The sequence below is a fragment of the Lacinutrix sp. MEBiC02404 genome, from assembly GCF_053601575.1.
This window is the reverse complement of the sequence record NZ_JBSHNV010000189.1, coordinates 240,384-260,276: the sequence shown is the minus strand read 5'-3', so window position 1 is coordinate 260,276 and position 19,893 is coordinate 240,384. Positions and strand designations below refer to the sequence as shown.

Annotated in this window: 17 protein-coding genes; 7 read left to right on the top strand and 10 right to left on the bottom strand. The window is 33.3% G+C overall.

Annotation, left to right across the window (positions count from 1 at the left end; translation table 11 throughout):
• Positions 1 to 35: 35 nt before the first annotated feature.
• The 7 genes from ACVCXO_RS11995 to ACVCXO_RS11965 form a co-directional block, all read right to left on the bottom strand.
• The gene (locus ACVCXO_RS11995; RefSeq protein WP_452229825.1) at positions 36 to 1,802 is read right to left on the bottom strand and encodes an OmpA family protein; all 1,767 of its coding nucleotides are present in this window, start codon (positions 1,800 to 1,802) and stop codon (positions 36 to 38) included.
• 185 nt (positions 1,803 to 1,987) lie between these two features.
• The gene (nqrF, locus tag ACVCXO_RS11990) at positions 1,988 to 3,301 is read right to left on the bottom strand and encodes an NADH:ubiquinone reductase (Na(+)-transporting) subunit F (RefSeq protein ID WP_452229824.1); all 1,314 of its coding nucleotides are present in this window, start codon (positions 3,299 to 3,301) and stop codon (positions 1,988 to 1,990) included.
• 1 nt (position 3,302) lies between these two features.
• Entirely contained in the window at positions 3,303 to 4,019 is a 717-nt protein-coding gene (gene nqrE / locus ACVCXO_RS11985; RefSeq protein ID WP_452229823.1) for an NADH:ubiquinone reductase (Na(+)-transporting) subunit E, read from the bottom strand.
• A gap of 29 nt (positions 4,020 to 4,048) precedes the next feature.
• Positions 4,049 to 4,693: an NADH:ubiquinone reductase (Na(+)-transporting) subunit D gene (locus ACVCXO_RS11980; protein ID WP_055445098.1), complete on the bottom strand. Its 645-nt coding sequence runs from the start codon at positions 4,691 to 4,693 to the stop codon at positions 4,049 to 4,051.
• A 3-nt stretch (positions 4,694 to 4,696) separates the two neighbouring features.
• On the bottom strand, positions 4,697 to 5,443 hold the full coding sequence (locus tag ACVCXO_RS11975; RefSeq protein ID WP_452229822.1) for a Na(+)-translocating NADH-quinone reductase subunit C: 747 nt from the start codon (positions 5,441 to 5,443) through the stop codon (positions 4,697 to 4,699).
• Between the two features lie 2 nt (positions 5,444 to 5,445).
• Positions 5,446 to 6,651: an NADH:ubiquinone reductase (Na(+)-transporting) subunit B gene (locus ACVCXO_RS11970; RefSeq protein WP_452229821.1), complete on the bottom strand. Its 1,206-nt coding sequence runs from the start codon at positions 6,649 to 6,651 to the stop codon at positions 5,446 to 5,448.
• Positions 6,652 to 6,690: 39 nt separating this feature from the next.
• Positions 6,691 to 8,046: a Na(+)-translocating NADH-quinone reductase subunit A gene (locus ACVCXO_RS11965; protein WP_452229820.1), complete on the bottom strand. Its 1,356-nt coding sequence runs from the start codon at positions 8,044 to 8,046 to the stop codon at positions 6,691 to 6,693.
• Between the two features lie 196 nt (positions 8,047 to 8,242).
• Between ACVCXO_RS11965 and ACVCXO_RS11960 the strand changes: the two genes are divergently transcribed.
• Together ACVCXO_RS11960 and apaG are read left to right on the top strand one after the other, a co-directional pair.
• On the top strand, positions 8,243 to 9,490 hold the full coding sequence (locus ACVCXO_RS11960; protein ID WP_452229819.1) for a type IX secretion system plug protein: 1,248 nt from the start codon (positions 8,243 to 8,245) through the stop codon (positions 9,488 to 9,490).
• Between the two features lie 106 nt (positions 9,491 to 9,596).
• Positions 9,597 to 9,983, top strand: a complete 387-nt coding sequence (apaG, locus tag ACVCXO_RS11955) for a Co2+/Mg2+ efflux protein ApaG (protein ID WP_452229818.1) — start codon at positions 9,597 to 9,599, stop codon at positions 9,981 to 9,983.
• Here the strand turns inward: apaG and ACVCXO_RS11950 are convergent.
• Together ACVCXO_RS11950 and ACVCXO_RS11945 are read right to left on the bottom strand one after the other, a co-directional pair.
• A complete protein-coding gene (locus ACVCXO_RS11950; RefSeq protein ID WP_452229817.1) occupies positions 9,980 to 10,975 on the bottom strand; it encodes a DUF6695 family protein in 996 nt (331 codons plus the stop codon). The two genes, apaG and ACVCXO_RS11950, sit on opposite strands and share 4 nt — an antisense overlap.
• A complete protein-coding gene (locus tag ACVCXO_RS11945) occupies positions 10,968 to 11,693 on the bottom strand; it encodes an NRDE family protein (protein ID WP_452229816.1) in 726 nt (241 codons plus the stop codon). Before ACVCXO_RS11945 ends, ACVCXO_RS11950 begins: the two co-directional genes overlap by 8 nt.
• Positions 11,694 to 11,837: 144 nt before the next feature.
• Here ACVCXO_RS11945 and pruA point away from each other — a divergent pair, with 144 nt between their 5' ends.
• From pruA to ACVCXO_RS11930, 3 genes are all read left to right on the top strand, one after another.
• A complete protein-coding gene (pruA, locus tag ACVCXO_RS11940; RefSeq protein ID WP_452229815.1) occupies positions 11,838 to 13,466 on the top strand; it encodes an L-glutamate gamma-semialdehyde dehydrogenase in 1,629 nt (542 codons plus the stop codon).
• A 145-nt stretch (positions 13,467 to 13,611) separates the two neighbouring features.
• Positions 13,612 to 15,996: a T9SS type A sorting domain-containing protein gene (locus ACVCXO_RS11935; RefSeq protein WP_452229814.1), complete on the top strand. Its 2,385-nt coding sequence runs from the start codon at positions 13,612 to 13,614 to the stop codon at positions 15,994 to 15,996.
• An 82-nt stretch (positions 15,997 to 16,078) separates the two neighbouring features.
• The gene (locus tag ACVCXO_RS11930) at positions 16,079 to 16,543 is read left to right on the top strand and encodes a cytochrome c oxidase assembly factor Coa1 family protein (RefSeq protein ID WP_452229813.1); all 465 of its coding nucleotides are present in this window, start codon (positions 16,079 to 16,081) and stop codon (positions 16,541 to 16,543) included.
• On the opposite strand, the gene rsmG is transcribed toward ACVCXO_RS11930, so the two are convergent.
• Complete coding sequence (gene rsmG / locus ACVCXO_RS11925) at positions 16,540 to 17,169, bottom strand: 16S rRNA (guanine(527)-N(7))-methyltransferase RsmG (RefSeq protein ID WP_452229812.1); 630 nt, start codon at positions 17,167 to 17,169, stop codon at positions 16,540 to 16,542. The genes ACVCXO_RS11930 and rsmG overlap by 4 nt on opposite strands.
• Before the next feature lie 142 nt (positions 17,170 to 17,311).
• Between rsmG and ACVCXO_RS11920 the strand changes: the two genes are divergently transcribed.
• Positions 17,312 to 18,406: a fatty acid desaturase family protein gene (locus ACVCXO_RS11920; RefSeq protein WP_452229811.1), complete on the top strand. Its 1,095-nt coding sequence runs from the start codon at positions 17,312 to 17,314 to the stop codon at positions 18,404 to 18,406.
• Positions 18,407 to 18,441: 35 nt separating this feature from the next.
• On the top strand, positions 18,442 to 19,629 hold the full coding sequence (locus tag ACVCXO_RS11915) for a pyridoxal phosphate-dependent aminotransferase (RefSeq protein ID WP_452229810.1): 1,188 nt from the start codon (positions 18,442 to 18,444) through the stop codon (positions 19,627 to 19,629).
• The last annotated feature ends 264 nt before the right edge of the window (positions 19,630 to 19,893 follow it).

Sequence of the window (19,893 nt, the reverse complement as noted above, 5' to 3'; positions counted from 1 at the left end):
TAGATTCGTTAATGGGTTATGGACACAATAAAAAATTAATAGCAGACTACTTTAAATTCCGTTCTACGGTTAATACGATGTTCGCTATCTGTACATGGTACATTATTAGAGCATTTGAGATTTTTAAGTTCGCTTTCACCTGCTCCTCTGGCAATTAACCTACTACTGGAAATACCTTGACTCACTATATATTCTACTGTAGCATCTGCTCGTCTTTGCGATAATTGTTTGTTGTATTCTTCTGATCCTTGACTATCTGTATGTGATGACATTTCTACTAAAATATTCGGATTGTTATTCATTAGTTTTACAATACGAAGTAGATCTGGAATAGATGCTGGTAAAATTTCAGATTTATTCAAATTAAAATTAATATTATCTAAATTGATAGCTTTACCACATGGATCCATACACATTTCTAAATCAATAAAAAGAGTTGTATTTCTATTATACCAACCTGTTGAAACTTCAATTTCATTAGAATAATAACCACCTTTTTTACCACTAATAGCATAGGTAGATTCTTGTATTATGTGTAAGATAAAATCTCCTTTATCATCAGACAAAGTATGCTTCTCTCCTGCTTTTATTTTATTTCTTAATAAAATATCTACACCTTGAATTTTTTCTTCCGTATTACATTCGAATACAGTTCCCTTTAGGATGAAATTTTCATCGGTATATAAAATCTCTTTTTGAATTCCTGTGTTTTCTCTTTTACACTTTATAAATTCATCTTTTGTAATACTATTTCCTAATAATTTTACATTATATAATTGGGATTCTATGATATAATCATCTTCTACAACATCTTCAAAAACTACCATTCCTAGAACATCGGTTGTACCACTTTTCACAATAGTACCTTCTAAATCTTTTAAAACAACACCAACATCAGGTAAAATACTTCCTGTCAATTTATCTTTTGCTATTATAGTAATAGCGCATCCGCAATCTGCACAACAATGTGGAAAATGGTCTAATTTACAAACCGGACATATATTATCTTTTTTATTTAGTTTCCAGGTTAATCCTGCAAATACACCAACAGACGAAATATCACAATCACAAGCTTCATTTCTTGATTTTAGATCATCCTGAAGAGTATAAATAGATTCTCCTGTACTTCCTGTATTAGAAGTAAAAGACTCGTAAAAAGCAGATACTCCAGATTCGTTTAACTCTTCAATACCAAAATGTCTCATGTAATATCCACCAAGATGAACACCTAATTTTTCCGTTAAAAAATAGGTAAAACGAAGTTGTCCCTTAAAGGTGAAAACACCAGAATCTTTGTAACCAGCATGAAAATTTAGTGGTACATTTGGTGATGTAGAAGTTCCTTCTAGAAGTGTCCTACCTCCTTTTATGGAAGCCAAACCAAAACGAGTATTCGCTTCCACTTTAAACTTTCCTGAATTCGTTCGGTATTGCGCATTTGGACCAATACCATAAAACATGCGTGTGATTTTATCTTCACTAAGATTAAAAGAATTTATAGGAGTCACTCGGTCTGACAAATACAAATCGGATGTAGGATACGTGTTTTTTGATGTGTTGTTGATATAATCAAAATCAAAACCTAGACCAAACCAGTTCCAATAGTAATCTACAGATGCACCTACATTTAATCCTGCCTCATAATCCATATATGGCGTATTATTGTCATAGGTAGGAAAGTCATAACCAACTCTAGGACTAAATTGAAAATAGTTTTCATCTAATGTTTCTTGTTGCGCAAAAACGGTGTATATATTTATAAACACGAATAGCAATAACAATAATTTTAAAGTCTTTTTCATAACGTAAAATAGCTTTTAAACTTGTAAGTAATATATGACAATAAATATACTTTCTTTTTTAATATTAATAAACTGTATAGCAAGAAATTATATAAAAATAATGGATATAAAAAAACCCAATACAAAATGTATTGGGTTTTAATTTATAGTTAACCACTTAAACTGGTTTCGTGAACAATTAATGTCTATCCACCAAAGTCATCAAAACGGATATTCTCATCATCTATTCCGAAGTCTTCACCCATTTTTTGAACTGCTTGGTTCATTAATGGAGGTCCACAGAAATATAATTCAATGTCTTCTGGAGACTCATGTTTAGATAAATATTGATCGATTACTACTTGGTGTATAAATCCAGTAAATCCGTCTCCATTAGGATCTTCAACATCCTTTTTAAGTTGCCAGTTATCTGCTTCCGTAGGATCTGATAATGCAATAAAGAATTTGAAATTCGGGAAATCTTTTTCTAATGCTCTAAAGTAATGGATGTAGAATAATTCTGCTTTAGAACGTCCACCATACCAATATGTTACTTTTCTTCCTGTTTTTAATGTTCTGAATAATTCATATAAATGAGAACGCATTGGCGCCATTCCTGCTCCACCACCTACGTAAAGCATTTCTGCCTCCGAATCATTAATAAAGAATTCACCATAAGGTCCAGAGATAGTTACTTTATCTCCAACTTTTTGATTAAAAATATAAGAAGATGCAACACCTGGATTTACATCCATCCATCCGCCTTTGGCGCGATCAAAAGGAGGCGTTGCAACACGTACATTAAGCATAATTTTTCTTCCTTCTGCAGGGTAAGAAGCCATAGAATAGGCTCTTTCTACAAGTTCGTTATTTTTCATAACCAACGGCCATAAACCAAACTTTTCCCAATCTCCTTTAAACTTATCTGGTTCTCCTGGATGATCTTGAGGGTGTGCAGAAACGTCCATATCTGCATATTTAATTTCACAACTAGGGATTTCAATTTGAATATATCCACCAGCTTTGTAGTTCATATCTTCTGGGATCTCCACTACAAATTCTTTAATAAATGTAGCAACGTTATAGTTTGAAACTACGGTTGCTTCCCATTTTTTAATTCCGAAAACTTCTTCAGGAATTGTAATTTCCATGTCTTGTTTCACTTTTACCTGACAAGATAAACGTGCGCCATGCGCTAATTCTTTTCTAGAAAAGTGCGGTGTTTCTGTTGGTAATGCTTCGCCACCACCGGAAAGGACGTGACATTCACATTGAATACAAGTTCCACCACCACCACATGCAGACGGTAAGAATATTTTTTGAGCTCCTAATGTAGATAATAAACTATCTCCAGAACTTACTTCTATTTCACGTTCTCCGTTGATCGTAATCTTTACAGGACCAGATGGAGATAACTTTTGTTTAACAAATAATAACAGAGATACTAATACTAAAGTTACTAGTAAAAAAGCTGCTACAGTTGCTATTATGATTCCTAATGTGCTTGCTGCTAATATCATGTTACTCGTTTATTGTTGTGTTGTTAGCTAACTCCTTTGAGCTTTCTTTATCTACCGTTTCTACTTGTACTGTTTTATCGGCTTTCGTTTCTTCTTCATCACCTCCGGTTAACATTCCACCAAAACTCATAAACCCAATAGCCATTAAACCCGTAATGATAAATGTTATTCCTAAACCTCTTAATGCTGGAGGAACGTTAGAATATCTAATTTTTTCACGAATAGCTGCAATAGCTAATATTGCTAAAAACCATCCTATTCCAGAACCAACGCCATATACAGTAGCTAATCCTAATGTTGGAATTTCACGAGATTGCATGAATAAAGACCCTCCTAAAATGGCACAGTTTACTGCAATTAATGGTAAGAAAATACCAAGGGAATTATATAATGATGGTGAAAATTTCTCCACTACTATTTCTACCAATTGTACCATGGTTGCAATAGTTGCAATAAACATGATAAAAGAAAGGAAGCTTAAATCGTAGTCTGCATATTCTGCACCCAACCATTTTAATGCTCCTGGTTGTAACACATACTGATCTAATAACCAGTTTAAAGGCACTGTAATTGCTAATACAAAGATTACTGCAGCTCCTAAACCAACGGCTGTAGTTACTTTTTTAGATACGGCAAGGTATGAACACATTCCTAAGAATACGGAAAACACCATGTTATCTATAAATATCGATTTTAAAAATAATTCTAAATATTCCATTTTTTTATAGTTTGTTAGTAGTTACTAGCTTAATCTTCTATTAATGCTTTGTTTCTACTACGTTGTACCCAAATAATAATTCCTACTACAATTAATGCCATAGGAGGCATAATCATGAAACCATTGTTTTCGTAACCTAAAGCGTATAATCCTGTTTTTTCAATAGGATCTCCTAATACAGGAATACCTAGTAAAGTTCCAGCCCCTAAAAGCTCTCTAAAGAATGCTACAATAATTAAAATCACTCCGTATCCTAAAGCATTTCCAATACCGTCAAGAAAAGAACGCCAAGGTTTGTTTGCTAAAGCGAAAGCTTCAAAACGCCCCATAATGATACAGTTTGTAATAATTAATCCGACAAATACAGAAAGTGTTTTACTTAATTCATAAGCAAAAGCTTTTAATACTTGATCTACAATAATTACTAATGCAGCAACCACAATAAGTTGTACAATAATTCTAATTTTTGAAGGTATAATGTTTCGCATTAAAGAGATAACTACGTTACCAATAGCTAATACAAATAATACCGAAACAGACATTACGATGGCTGCTTCCAATTCTGCAGTAATTGCTAATGCAGAACAAATACCAAGTACTTGAATCGTAATTGGATTATTATCTGCTAATGGATCTGTAATTAATGCTGCGTCTTTTTTTGATAAAAGTCCCATAAATTAATTCTTTTTTAAGTTTTCGAAATAAGGTACATATTGCTTAAGCTCTGATTTTATCATTGCAGAAACACCGTCTCCAGTAATTGTTGCACCAGCTATTGCATCTACCTCGTTATCTGTTTTATCTTCGTTTTTAGGATCGTTGTTACTTTTAGAGATATTAATACCTTTAAAAGTTCCGTTAGACTTTAGGTGTTCTCCAATAAAGTCATCCATAAAGAAACGTTGTTTAATGTTTGCACCTAAACCTGCTGTTTCTCCTTTATGATCAAAATAAGCACCTTGTACCACCATGTTCTCATCCATAGCAATATAAGCCCAAACGGCATCCCAAAGTCCTTTTCCTCTAATTGGTGCGATATAAAATGTTTGACCATCTTTTTCACCAACAAATAAAGGAAGTTTTCTTACCTCTCCAGCTTTTGCTCTTGTTTGTTGTTTTTTCACATCGATTAGATATGCTTTATCGTCTTCAGATACTTTATCTCCTTCAATTACTAATTGTTTTTTGATGTATTCTGTAAACAATTCTGGAGCTTTATCTGTAGAAACAAAAATGGCAGAGTTACCTTCATTTTCGTTGATTCCCATAGCATACAAAATGTTTTGTTGCTTTTCTAATCTTTCGTTATTATCAATTCTTGGTCGTAATGCTGAAGCTGTAAAAGCTAGCAAACCTCCTACTACAATTACCATTGCAATGGCAAAAAGTATAGTGTATGAGTTTTTATCTGTTCTTTTTTCCATGTTTAAGCAACTTTAGTTTTTAAACGCTTCATTCTTCTTTTTACATTTCCTTGAACCACGTAATGGTCAATAGTTGGCGCAAACACATTCATTAATAGAATGGCTAACATTACTCCTTCTGGATATGCAGGATTAAATACTCTAATTAATATAGAAAGGAATCCTATTAAAAATCCATAAATCCATTTTCCTTTATTGGTTTGTGATGCAGTAACAGGATCTGTTGCCATAAATACCGTACCAAAAGCAAAACCACCAATAAGTAAGTGTTGCCAAAATGGTGTACTCATTAATCCGTAAAACTTACTTCCATCTGCAATTACTTCCGCATTTACAAGACCATTAAATATTAATCCCATTGCTAAAGCTCCAACAGCAGAAGACAACATAATTCTCCAGCTTCCTATTTTAGAAAACACTAAGAATAATGCGGCTAATACAATTAACAATGTGGATGTCTCTCCAACAGAACCAGGAATAAAGCCTAAAAACATATCTGCTACAGAGTGTGTGACTTCATGATTTTGAGCCAAAGTTCCTAAGATCGTTTCCCCAGAAATAGCATCTGGAGTTCCAGCCAATTCTTTTGCACCTTCTACCCAAACTTTATCTCCAGACATCCAAGTAGGATATGCAAAGAATAAGAATGCACGAATGGTTAATGCAGGATTTAATATATTCATTCCTGTACCACCAAAAACTTCTTTACCAATAACAACACCAAAGATTACTGCTACTGCAAGCATCCATAAAGGAATATCGATTGGTACTATAAGTGGTACTAACATTCCCGTTACTAAGTACCCTTCTTCTACTTCGTGACCTTTAATTACTGCGAAAATAAATTCTACAAGTAAACCAACTCCGTAAGAAACAAGTACTAATGGTAACACTTTCCAAAGCCCAACAACTAAGTTGTCCCACGCCCAGAAAGAAGAACTAAAAAATCCGTTAGCTGCTTCAATAGCTCCAGAAGCTAAATAATGTTGATAACCAGCGTTAAACATACCGAATATTAAACATGGTACAAGTGCCATGATTACCGTATTCATCGTACGTTTTAAATCGTCTGCTGCTTTGATATGAGTACCATTATGCGTAGTCTCATTTGGCAAGTACAAAAAAGTATGGATTGCGTTAAACGCAGGAGCCATCTTTGTTCCTTTATACTTTTCTTTTAAGTTATGTAAATTACTTTTTAAACCCATTTTGTAATATTTTTCATTTCTCGTTGTTCAATGAATAATTTATCCAATTTCTTTTAGCATTAAGTCTAACCCTTTTCTAATAATATCTTGATGCGGTTGTTTAGATACACATACAAATTCTGTTAAAGCAAAATCTTCAGGAGCAACTTCGTACATTCCTAAAGCTTCCATTTCATCTAAATCTTTATACATACAAGCTTTTAAAATTTGCATTGGAAAGATATCTAAAGGAAAAACCTCTTCGTATGTTCCAGTGGTAACAAAAGCACGATGTTCTCCATTGGTATTGGTATTTAAATCGTATTCTTTGTTAGGTGTTAACCAAGAGAACGTAAATGCTCTTGAAGTAGACACTTTATTAAAAACGGGTTTATTCCAACCAAATAATTCGTAATCGTTACCTTCTGGTATTACGGTAATTATATTACTGTAATAATCTAAATAACCATCTGGTTGTACTTGCTTACCGCTTAATACGTTTCCAGAAATGATTCTAATATCCTCATTTTTATCTACGCCGTTATCATAAATCATAGACGCAACCTCAGCTCCAAGTTTAGTAACAAAGTATCTTGGACTTTTCACAGAAGAACCTGCTAAAGCAACAATACGTTCTGCATTAAATTTACCCGTTAGTAATAATTCACCAATAATAACAAGGTCTTGTGCGTTTACTGTCCAAACAACTTCTCCTTTATTAACAGGATCTATTTTGTTTATTTGTGTACCCACGTTCCCAGAAGGATGTGGCCCAGAAACTTTATGAATAGTTGCACCAGAAAGGTTAGCTAATGGAGAGTTACTGTTTTTACCAACAGAAATATGAACTTGTCCTTCGGTTAATTTAGTTAACGCTGTAACAGCAGCTTGTAATTCTGCTTCTTTACCTTGAAGGGTAAAATCTAGATCTGCAGCCAATGGTGCAGAAGCATAAGCAGAAACGAAAATTGCTTTTGGCGCTTTGTTTGGATTTGCAATTACATCATAAGGACGTTGCTTAATAAAAGGCCAACATCCTGAAGCTAACAAATGTGCTTTAACGTCTTCTGCTTTTGCAGCATCTACATTAAACTTACCATTATCTTGGTAAGATTGCTCTTTGTCGGCTTGAATTTTAATTGCTAAAATTTTACGTTTTTCTCCACGAGGAATGTCTGTAATTTCACCAGAAACTGGAGAAACAAATTGTATAGCTTCGTTCGTCTTATCGTAAAAAATAGGTTCTCCTGCTTTTACTTTAGTTCCAACTTTCGCGATTAATTTGGGTATAACACTGTGGAAATCTTCTGGTCTTACAGAAAAAAAGTTACTGATAATGGCATTTTCTTTTGCCTTTTCTGCAGTTCCTTTTAACTTAATATCTAGACCTTTTTTAATCTTAATGTCGTTTGACATATTATAAATCTATTTGTTAATAGTTATAGTGTTTCTAATTCTTAATTATCTTAAAAATCGATGCAAATTTACGAATAAATCCATAAAAACATGGTTAAAAATCGTCTTCCATACTATTTATATTCAATCTAAATAAATTGATTAACTTAGGCATAAAATTTGCTTATATTTACTGCAAATCAACAATTTTACACCTGTGAATTTTAAATACATACTAGTAACACTCCTGTTTTCAACAACACTTTTGGCACAAGTAGCACAAGAAGTTGCGCCACCAGATTATATCAAAACAATCACTTTTAAAGGGAACACAGCAGAAAGTCAATTGCCTGTTTTAAAACTTGGCGAATATTTAAAACTAGAATTTGACGCCTTAAATGGTGACGAAGAAGACTTTTATTATGTGATAGAACATTATAATTATGATTGGACGCCTTCCGTTTTATCTAAAATTGAATATTTAGATGGTTTCGACAAACAACGTATACGAACTTACGAAAACTCCTTTAATACCCTACAAATTTACTCGAATTACCAACTAACCATTCCTAATGAACAAACACGCAGACTAAAAGTTTCTGGGAATTATATGCTTAAAATTTATGATGATTATGACGACCTTGTTTTTTCAAGAAAATTCATGATTTATGAAGTAGCGGCAAATGTAGGTGTAGCGATAAAAAGATCACGTGATGTTAGAGAAATAGAAAGTAAACAAACGGTGGATATCACCATATCATCTACTAATTCTCATTTTAACAATCCAAAACAAACCATTAAAACAGTTATTGTTCAAAACAACAATTTAAATACTGCAATTTCTGGTATTAAACCAATGTACACATTAGGTAACGAACTTATTTACAAGTATAATACAGAAACTAGTTTTTGGGCTGGAAACGAATATTTATGGTTTGAAAATAAAGATGTTAGAGCAGCAAATACAGGTATTCAGTTTATTGATTTAAAAGATTTGTACCACAATTATTTATACACTAATCTGGTAAGACACGACAAACCTTACACGTATAACCCAGATATTAATGGTAATTATTTGGTAACCGCAATAGATGCTAGTAATTCTAGTATTGAAGCAGATTATGTTTGGATGTTTTTCTCTTTGCAATTGGATCAACTGCCAGACGGCAAAGAACTACATGTCTATGGTAATTTCAATAATTACACCATTGATGAAACTACAAAAATGGCTTTTAATACAGAACGAGGTGTTTATAAAAATGCAATTTTATTAAAACAAGGATTTTACAATTATAAATATGTAGTTGTAGATAAAAAAGGTAATGTAGACGAAGGTGCCATTAGCGGAAATTTTTGGCAAGCAGAAAACAATTACAAAGTATTGGTTTACTATAGAGATCTAGGCGCTCGTTATGATAAGATTATTGGTCTTGGCGAAGCTAGCTCTGTTAATATTACTAATTAATCAGAATATTTCATTATATTCCTATCAAAGAAATACTAAAATAAGTTTTAATTATTTATTTTTTAGTATTTTTGATTACTAAAACCCCTGATTATCAGAAGTTAAAATGGTTCAACAAGTTACAAAAGGCATAAAAATATCGGTAGACACTACTTTTGAAGGCACATTTTATAAAAATTATAAAATACAATTCGCCTTTGGATATGAAGTAACTATTGAAAATCAGAGTAAAGACTCTGTGCAACTTAATGCAAGACATTGGACAATCTTTGACGCGCTAAACCACGTGGAAACGGTTTCTGGTGAAGGTGTTATTGGTAAAAAACCTGTTTTAAAACCGGGAGAATCTCACACCTATAATTCTGGTTGCTTACTTACTTCTCCTTTTGGAGCGATGAAGGGATATTACGAAATGGTGAATTTTAGCAATACCAAAAAATTTCATGTAGCAATACCGACGTTTAAACTAAGCGCTCCTTTTGCTTTAAATTAATTTTCTTTAATTTCAAATCTGTACACCCTTCCGTTTTGTTCTACATGAAAGAATTTACAATTGGAGTAATGTATAAATTCATAAGATTCATGATACTTAAACCCAGTTTCATTCACTTCATATAAAGCGTGCACATCGATATTTCCATGCGGTGAAATTCGTTTATACCAATATTCTAAATTCTTTTCGGTTTCATGCAACTCATACCAAGCTCCAGCAGCAATACCAGAAAGCCATTGTGCTTTTTCATGTAAATCTGCAACATGCTTAGGCTCTAAAGTACCCACAAAATTTGGCGTATGCTCTTTTAATTTATCTAAAAAATAACGCCTATTATCTTTACTAACCGAAGATGTATATTCAGAGATTTCTCCAGCTTCCGAAACTTCATAAATCCTATTTCCCGTATCTGCAATTACTACATTACCAACCGTACTTGGCGTAAACCATTTCGATTTTTGCAACTTATTATGTATTACTTTATCGGTTACGGAAGCTATTAAAGCATCCGTAACAAAGCGTGCGCAATTACATGCGTTTTTCACAAAAGCCGCATACCGAATAAAGTCTCGTTGCTGCATTTTTGTTATATGCTGCCTTGCCAAATCATAATCTACAGCATCACAAACCGAAGCTATTAATTTACCTTCACCATGGGTTAGTTTTGGGTGTGTACCAAGAAATTCCAAAATTTCATTTAAATTCTGTATTTCGTCATCTTTAATACTAGCGGTAACAGGAAAATCTAACTCATGATCGGTATCTCGACCTCTAACTCTTCCGTTAGGTTCTGGTGTAATATATCTCCCAAAATCATGATACTCTAAAACACCTGTCGTTTTTTCAATTAAAACCAAAGCAGCATGCCCCGCTCTTAGATAATTTTTTTTTCCTATCCCTATAAAACGTAAATATGGCGAATACCATTCGTCTGCAACCATCACAATAGTTTCTGGATACGCAAGTGTTACAATAATTGCTGTATTATTCATGAATTTTTTCAGGAAATAAAAATAATTTAGAAGATTGCGTATTGCTTTGCAGGTTTTTAAAAAGCATAGAAACTTTATCTTTTGTTTTCTCCACCTGAGTAATACTAGTCGTTTTCACAAAACCTCTATCCATAATAACACCGTATTCCGTATTATCTATATGTGTATTTTGATGAAATTGTAACGCTTTCGAGGAAGACAGTTCGTTTTTGGTTTTAAAATTTGCAAACCATTGTTTCCGCTCTTCTCGCATGGCTTTAGTATACAAACTAGATGAAGACCAAACTCTAGCTTCCTTAGGTAACTTACTGAAATATTTCTGAGTTCCATCCCAAACCAATTCATAAAATTGTAAATCCGTATTCCAATCGGCAACTACTATAGTAAATGGCTCAATATCGTGAAGGTCATATGCTTCTATTGCGGTAACAATTTCTTCCGAAGCTAATAAATCTGTAACCACAACTCCTCTACTCAATCTATAGTTATCCTTTCTACTATGCAAGTCAAAACCGCCATTTAATAAACAAATCAATCGGCTTTTTTCACTAACACCAATCCAGGTTCCTCCAGCTTTTTCGTCTTTAGGAAACAACATTTTAGTGGTATTTACCGAATAAAAATCTGGAGATAAAGAAACACGATTTGGTGCTTCATCTCTATTCGAGGTTAACACAAAATCATTTTCTCCTTTAGCAAAAATAGTTACTGTACACATGTTTTTTGTAGTCTTTAATCTGCACGGCAACTTACAAAAAATATCTTATAATTTAACTTGCCTTTAATATTTCAAAGAATTACTAATCTATAAAAATATCGTAACTTTGCACTTCAAATTTTACAACTAAAAACTCAAAATAAAATGGGAAAAGGATTTTTTAATGTTCCAATCGCAATAAACGAACCTGTAAGAGCGTATGCTCCTGGTTGCGAATATCGTGAAGCTATTTCAAAAACATATAAAGAAATGTACAACAGCAATTTAGACGTGCCAATGTACATAAACGGGAAAGATGTTACTACTGGTAACACTAGAACAATGTCTCCGCCTCATGATCATAAACATATTGTTGGTCAATACCATATCGCTGACAAATCGCATGTAGATGAAGCTATCTCTACTGCTCTTGAAGCAAGAAAAGGTTGGTCTCAAGTGCCATGGCAAGATCGTGCTGCTATCTTTTTAAAAGCTGCCGAATTAATTGCTGGTCCATATAGAGCAAAAATAAATGCTGCTACTATGATGGCACAATCTAAAACCATTCACCAAGCAGAAATTGATGCTTCTTGTGAGTTAATAGACTTTTTACGTTTTAACGTACAGTTTATGACAGATATGTACCACGAACAACCAGAAAGTACAAGTGACGCATGGAATAAAATTGAATACAGACCTCTGGAAGGTTTTGTATACGCGGTATCTCCATTTAACTTTACTGCTATTGCTGGTAACTTACCTGCTTGTATGGCAATGATGGGAAATGTAGTAGTATGGAAACCTAGTGATTCTCAAATATACTCTGCAAAAGTAATTATGGATGTATTTGAAGAAGCTGGCGTACCTGCAGGTGTGATCAATGTAGTATTTGGTGATCCAGTTATGATTACAGACACCGTATTGGCTAGTCCAGATTTTTCTGGTTTACACTTTACAGGTTCTACTTATGTATTTAAAGAATTATGGAAACAAATTGGAAACAATATCCATAACTACAAAACATACCCAAAAATTGTTGGAGAAACTGGAGGTAAAGATTTTATCGTTGCCCACAAAACTGCAAACCCAAAACAAGTAGCAACTGCTATTGTTAGAGGTGCTTTTGAATTTCAAGGACAAAAATGTAGTGCTGCTTCTCGTGCTTATGTTTCTAAAAGCATTTGGAATGAAGTAAAAGAGCAAGTAATTAAAGATGTAAAATCTTTTAAAATGGGATCTCCAGAAGATATGAGCAACTTTATTACTGCTGTAATTCATGAAGGTTCTTTCGATAAACTTGCAAAATATATTGACCAAGCTAAAGAAGACAAAGGTGCCGACATTATTGTTGGTGGTGGTCACGATAAAAGCAAAGGTTACTTTATTGAGCCTACTGTAATTGTAGCAGAAGACCCAAAATATACGACGATGTGTGATGAGTTATTTGGACCTGTTATGACTATTTATGTTTATGAGGATGACAAATATTCGGAAACCTTAAAACTAGTTGACGAAACTAGTGACTACGCGTTAACTGGTGCTATTTTAGCAACAGATAGATATGCGGTTATTGAAGCAACAAAAGCTTTAGAAAACTGTGCTGGAAACTTCTATATTAACGACAAACCAACTGGTGCTGTTGTAGGACAACAACCTTTTGGAGGTGCTAGAGGTTCTGGAACAAACGATAAAGCTGGAAGTATTTTAAACTTACAACGTTGGGTTTCACCAAGAATGATTAAAGAAACATTTGTAACACCAACAGATTACAGATATCCATTTTTAGGAGAGTAAACAAAATTAATTATACACAAAAAAACCCTTGAAATTTTATCATTTCAAGGGTTTTTTTATACCTTTTAGCTTAAATCTATACATAATTAAAAAAAGACTGAGAGAACTTCATATATTTAAAAAGATTAATCAATCCCTCTATTATATGAAAAATTTATACTTTTTATTATTTTCCTTTATTACTTTAACCACATTCTCTCAAAACAAAAAAGCCCTTCTTAAGTTTGACACCTCAGATATGGAAACTTCTGTTTTTGCACAAAAATCTGTAATTGGAGATATTACCAGTTATAACCACAAAACAATTAACAATCTAGGGTTTTACCAAGCATACAAAACAATTGCTCAAGGAGACCTGCAAGAACGTCTTTTACCTGTACAAAGCTTAAAAGAGCAGCGCAACCAGAGTTACTTTACTAATGTAATTCCGTTAGCAATATTACATAGCGACTTTGAATCTATAACAGAAACCGCTATGCGAAACCACATAGTAACCAGAGATGCGCAAGGAAATTTGCGAAGAACAAATGTAGAAACACCTGTTTTTGAAAAAAGCTCTATAACCACTGCTTCTGCGCTACGTGCAACAACAAAAGGGCTGCAAACAACATTTCGCTTAGATGCTTCCAATGTATTTAATACTACAGAAAATGGCTTTCAAAATATTGCAATAGATTTTAATGACGGTAAAGGTTTTAAAAATATAAACCTAAATCAAAACATAGTTATCGATTATTCCGAAGCAGGTAAAAAAACGCTCCATTTCGCTCTAACTTTAGATAATAACGAAGTAATTTCAAGCACTTCAACTATTGAAATTAAATACTCCAATCAAGATTTAAATACATACCAAAATAGAGTAATTACCACATTCACTTCTAGTATTACTCCTAATTTATCTGCTTATGGTGAAGCTACTTCCTATCCAGGAGTTGGAGAATATGAAATATATTTAAGTGATGACAACATTTTGGACAAACCTATTTTTTTAGTCGACGGATTTGACCCAGGTGACGGAAGAGACATTACAGGATTACGCGAATTATTAGATTTTGATGATAATGGTTCCACATCCAACCTAGAAGCACTAGTTAAAGAAGAAGGTTTTGATGTGGTATATTTAAACTTTCCAGTATATGCTCGGGCTGCCGACAATGCCATTATTGATGGAGGTTCCGATTTTATTGAACGTAACGCTATGTTACTAGTGCATTTGATTGAAGAAATTAATGCACAGAAAGTAGGAAATGCACAAAACGTAGTTATTGGCCCAAGTATGGGCGGACTAATCGCGAGATATGCATTAAATTATATGGAAAGTGTGCCTTCCCTGAACCATGACACAAGATTATATATTTCTTTTGATGCACCACATCATGGCGCAAACGTGCCAATCGGTTTTCAACATCAATTTAATTTCCTTGCTTTTGGTTTAGATGATTTTTGGTTTTTGGGAGACCAAAATGTAGAGGAACTACAACCAATTATTGATGGTATGCTAACCTCTGCAGCCGCAAGACAAATGCTTACCGATCAATTTGAACCACATATTACAAATAGTGACGGTGTAACTTTTAATAGCAGTTTATCCACACCAAGAGCACATGCCTTTAAAAACACTTTTTTCCATAGTATGAATGCGCTTAGTAATAATGCTTACGGATTTCCAGAATTAACCAGAAACGTTTCTATAATTAATGGTAGCGGTAATAATAGTCGGTATCAAGACAACACTTCAAATACTAACAACTTAGTTCCTGGTAGCCGAATTGTAAATGCAAATATTGATCTTTTTGATGTTGCAGAGCTAAAAGCTAAAACCTATTTTACACCAGCTGCAGGAACACAAATTGAAATGAGCCAAGTACACTTAGATTTTCCGCTTTGGTTTCCTTTGGCAAATGACAGAAGAAACAATGCAAGTACAACTTCTTTTACATACTCGGATGGTATTGATGCGGCTTCCGGTGGCCTTTTTGATATTTTAGGACTTACCGAAGATTTGGCAACGGATGGTTTAGTAGGTGAATTTTTAGGTTCCTTAACCACAGATCACTTTAACTTTATACCAAGTGTAAGCGCCATGGCTTTTGAAATATATGCGAATGAAATTAATTGGTTTCATGCCCCATCTGGAATTACAACCGCCAGAGCAACATCTAACCTAACCCCTTTTGATGCTTGGTATATGCCAACAGAGAATCAACCTCACGTTACTTTAACGGAAGCTAATGTCGCATTTGCTCTAAATGAAATTTTTCAACAACCATTATCTACAAATACGAACCTAGAAACCAGTATTAAACTAGAAAAAAACCCAATTACAGATGCTTTACATATTCTAAGTACCAAAACATTTAACAATGCTAGAATTACTATTGTAGATGTTACAGGGAAAATGGTTTATAATACTAATTTAACATTAAACACAAAAACCAGAATACCGTTACATGTTGCTTCCGGTTTATATATTTTACATATTGAAACTTCAGAAAACCAAAACTTAAAAACAAAGTTTATGGTAAAATAACAACCTAGAAATTTAAGAATATAAAGCGCTTCTATTTTGAAGCGTTTTTCTTTTTAGATATATTTGAAGTAAATGGAACAAAATGAATAACGAGATTATTGCACATAAAAGTTGGTGGTATCGTAATTGGAAATGGTTTACCGCTGTAGCTATAAGTTTTATTCTATTCCTGTTTGTGTTTTCTTCTTCTGGCTTTAGTGGCATTTTGATTGATTACACAAAAGCCTATACAGATATAGAACTGTACAACGAAGCCATAGAAAAAGCGAGCATTAACGAACGTGTGATTAAAGTTTTAGGAACGATTGACCCCATAGATAATATGACTATACTAAATGGCGCGGTACAATATTCAAACAACAACAAATCCATACATACTACGATTAAAATAACATGTAAAAAGGGTAAAGCTATGTTAGATATTTCTGCGGACAGAATTAATGAAACATGGCATTACAAAAAAAATAATGTTCGAATTAAAAAGCCAATAGAAAAGAAAGAAATCATTACTATTATTACGCCAACAGAATATAAATCAAGATTCTAACCTTTATATTTTAAAGGCACATGCACTATTTTTTTAGTTTCAAAAAAGTCTTCGGTATAATAATCTGAAATATTATAAATGGTTGCTTTTGGGTAATCCTGTAACTCTTCCGCTAAATCACCTCCTTTTAAATAAATAATACCATTTTTAAGTTCATGGTTTTGTTTTTTAGCAACTCTACCTTTCACCCAATGTACAAAAGTTGGCATTGCGGCTACTGCTCTACTTACAATAAAATCGTAGGTATCTTTAATTTCCTCGACTCTACAATGGGTTGTTTTTACATTTTCTAAGCCTAAACCTTCGGCAACTTCTCTAACAACATTCAGTTTTTTATTAATACTATCTACCAAATGAAAAGAGCATTCCGGATACAAGATAGCTAAAGGTATTCCTGGAAATCCTCCACCAGTACCAACATCCATGATTTTAGTTTTCGGTTTAAAATCAATGACTTTTGCAATAGCTAAAGAATGCAGAACGTGACGTAAATATAGTTCGTCAATATCTTTTCTAGACACTACATTAATCTTTAAATTCCAGTCTTGATACAAAGCTTCTAACTTGGTAAATTTATCAATCTGATCTTCTGTAAGGTTTGGAAAATACTTAAGAATTAGCTCCATGGTTTTTAATTTTGCACAAAAGTAGATAAATTATTGTGCATTTTTATGAAAATTTTATTAAGATGCACGTCAATATTATTTATCTTTGGTGTAATAATTGATACTTGTATTTATACGTTATAATACAGTAAAAAATAATAGCATGACAAAACAAACAATAACTTTTTCAAGGACAGACTCGGCAAAGTTTTTTAAAACACTAAACAAACGTGTTAACAACTACTTTAAAGAGAACAAAATTAAAAAAACCGGTAATTGGAAGTTATATACTAAAGCCATAGTAATGTTTACTTTATTACTTGGTCCTTTAGTACTTTTATTAACGGTTGATTTACCAACTTGGCTTCAAATTATATCTATGATGGTTATAGGTATTGGGATGGCTGGTGTAGGAATGAATGTGATGCATGATGCAAATCATGGTTCTTTTTCTAGCAAAAAATGGGTAAATAGATTAATGGGAAGCAGCATACATATTTTAGCTGGAAACGATTACAACTGGAAAGTACAACATAATGTATTACACCATACGTACACCAACATTCAAGGACATGATGAAGACATCGATGCGGGAAGAATCATTCGTTTTTCTAAGCATTCTAAATGGTTAAAAATTCATCAATACCAAAAATATTATGCCTTTTTACTATATGGTTTACTAACTGTAAACTGGGCAATTACTACAGATTTCAAACAAACCTATATTTATTTAAAAAGAAAACTGTCTTATGGTGAATTCCCTAAACCAGCTACACAATGGACAAAGTTAATTATTGGTAAGATACTATATTACACTATTTGGGTAGTTCTTCCTTTAGCAATGGGGTATGCTTGGTGGCAAGTTTTAATCGGGTTTTTAATCATGCATTATACAGCTGGAATTATCTTAAGTGTTGTTTTTCAACTAGCACACGTAATGCCAAACACAGATATGCCTATCCCTGATGAAGCCGGTAACATGAAGAATACTTGGGCAATCCATCAGTTATTCACCACTTCTAACTTTTCTCCTAAAAATTGGTTAGTAGAATTTTATACTGGAGGTTTAAACAGACAAGTAGAACACCACTTATTCGCACATATTAGCCATGTTCATTACAAAAACATAGCCAAAATAGTTAAAGATACTGCGCATGAATTCAGCTTACCTTACAACGAGTACAATACGATGTGGAAAGCAATAGGAGAACACTATCAACAACTAAAAGTACTAGGTAAAAAACCTAGCATGGCATAACATCATTTTTTGTACCTCAAAACAACATTTCATACATGAATCCACTTTCAGAAAGAATAATAAACATGTCTACTTCTGCCACTTTAGCTATGGCAGCAAAAACTAGAGAATTAAAAGCAGAAGGAAAAGATATTATTGGTTTAAGTCTTGGGGAACCAGATTTTAATACTCCTGATTTCATTAAGGACGCTGCAATACAGGCAGTAAACGACAATTACAATTCGTACTCCCCAGTAGATGGTTATGTAGATTTAAAAGAAGCTGTTATTACAAAGTTTAAACGCGACAATAATCTAACCTATACTTTACCACAAGTAGTTGTTTCTACAGGTGCAAAACAATCTTTATATAACATAGCACAAGTAATGTTAAATAAAGGTGACGAGGTAATTTTACCTTGTCCGTATTGGGTAAGTTATAGTGATATTGTTAAGGTTGCTGAAGGCGTTCCTGTAGAAGTAAAAACGTCTATAGATACCGACTTCAAAATGACAGCCGCACAATTAGAAGCTGCCATTACCCCAAAAACAAAAATGCTTTGGTTTAGTTCGCCTTGTAACCCAAGTGGATCCCTATATAGTAAAGAAGAATTACAAGCTTTGGCTTCTGTTTTAGTAAAGCATCCGAATATTTATGTCGTTTCCGATGAAATTTACGAACACATAAACTACACAGGAAAGCCGCATGCAAGTATGGCAGGAATTGAGGGTATGTTTGATAATACAATTACCGTAAATGGTGTTTCTAAAGCTTTTGCCATGACAGGCTGGAGAGTTGGATTTATTGGTGCTCCAGATTGGATTGCACGTGCTTGTAATAAAATGCAAGGACAAGTAACTAGTGGAACAAACTGTATAGCGCAACGTGCTGTTATAACGGCTTTAAATGCAGATCCAAGTGTTGTAAAATACATGATAGACGAGTTTAAAACACGTCGGGATATGGTTTTAGATTTATTGAATGACATAGAAGGTTTTAAAACCAATACTCCAGAAGGTGCGTTTTACGTATTTCCAGATGTTTCTTATTTCTTCGGAAAGACTTTACGAGGAAAAACAATAAACAATGCTACCGATTTCTCCTTATATCTTTTAGAAGAAGCTTTAGTAGCTACTGTTACAGGAGATGCTTTTGGTGATAAAAACTGTATTCGTATTTCTTATGCTGCAAGTCAAGAGCAAATTAAAGAAGCTATAAAACGTATTAAAGAAGCGGTTAGTTAATTCTATCTTTATAAAATTTAAAAGAGGCTATTAAAACAATTGTTATTAATAGCCTTTTTTTTTATACCATTACTAGCAAAAATAAAAGCAAAGTAATTACCAAACGTACTAGATAATAAACAGTTTCTTTTTTATTCTGAATAGCCATTTACAAACGTATTTTTTCTAAAATTTCAAGTGTCGCTTTCGGAAAATTTATACAAGGATTCGATTTTGGCAATCTTACCAAAAAATGGTCTCGAAATTTTCTTTTTTAAACGTTTG

Excerpts from the sequence above, each read along its gene's own strand:
- rsmG (WP_452229812.1), bottom strand. The coding sequence starts at position 17,169 with ATGGAGCTAATTCTTAAGTATTTTCCAAACCTTACAGAAGATCAGATT.
- ACVCXO_RS11915 (WP_452229810.1), top strand. The coding sequence starts at position 18,442 with ATGAATCCACTTTCAGAAAGAATAATAAACATGTCTACTTCTGCCACT.
- ACVCXO_RS11975 (WP_452229822.1), bottom strand. The coding sequence starts at position 5,443 with ATGGAAAAAAGAACAGATAAAAACTCATACACTATACTTTTTGCCATT.
- apaG (WP_452229818.1), top strand. The coding sequence starts at position 9,597 with ATGGTTCAACAAGTTACAAAAGGCATAAAAATATCGGTAGACACTACT.
- ACVCXO_RS11970 (WP_452229821.1), bottom strand. The coding sequence starts at position 6,651 with ATGGGTTTAAAAAGTAATTTACATAACTTAAAAGAAAAGTATAAAGGA.
- ACVCXO_RS11995 (WP_452229825.1), bottom strand. The coding sequence starts at position 1,802 with ATGAAAAAGACTTTAAAATTATTGTTATTGCTATTCGTGTTTATAAAT.
- ACVCXO_RS11930 (WP_452229813.1), top strand. The coding sequence starts at position 16,079 with ATGAATAACGAGATTATTGCACATAAAAGTTGGTGGTATCGTAATTGG.
- ACVCXO_RS11950 (WP_452229817.1), bottom strand. The coding sequence starts at position 10,975 with ATGAATAATACAGCAATTATTGTAACACTTGCGTATCCAGAAACTATT.
- nqrF (WP_452229824.1), bottom strand. The coding sequence starts at position 3,301 with ATGATATTAGCAGCAAGCACATTAGGAATCATAATAGCAACTGTAGCA.
- ACVCXO_RS11935 (WP_452229814.1), top strand. The coding sequence starts at position 13,612 with ATGAAAAATTTATACTTTTTATTATTTTCCTTTATTACTTTAACCACA.
- ACVCXO_RS11920 (WP_452229811.1), top strand. The coding sequence starts at position 17,312 with ATGACAAAACAAACAATAACTTTTTCAAGGACAGACTCGGCAAAGTTT.
- ACVCXO_RS11980 (WP_055445098.1), bottom strand. The coding sequence starts at position 4,693 with ATGGGACTTTTATCAAAAAAAGACGCAGCATTAATTACAGATCCATTA.
- nqrE (WP_452229823.1), bottom strand. The coding sequence starts at position 4,019 with ATGGAATATTTAGAATTATTTTTAAAATCGATATTTATAGATAACATG.
- pruA (WP_452229815.1), top strand. The coding sequence starts at position 11,838 with ATGGGAAAAGGATTTTTTAATGTTCCAATCGCAATAAACGAACCTGTA.
- ACVCXO_RS11965 (WP_452229820.1), bottom strand. The coding sequence starts at position 8,046 with ATGTCAAACGACATTAAGATTAAAAAAGGTCTAGATATTAAGTTAAAA.
- ACVCXO_RS11945 (WP_452229816.1), bottom strand. The coding sequence starts at position 11,693 with ATGTGTACAGTAACTATTTTTGCTAAAGGAGAAAATGATTTTGTGTTA.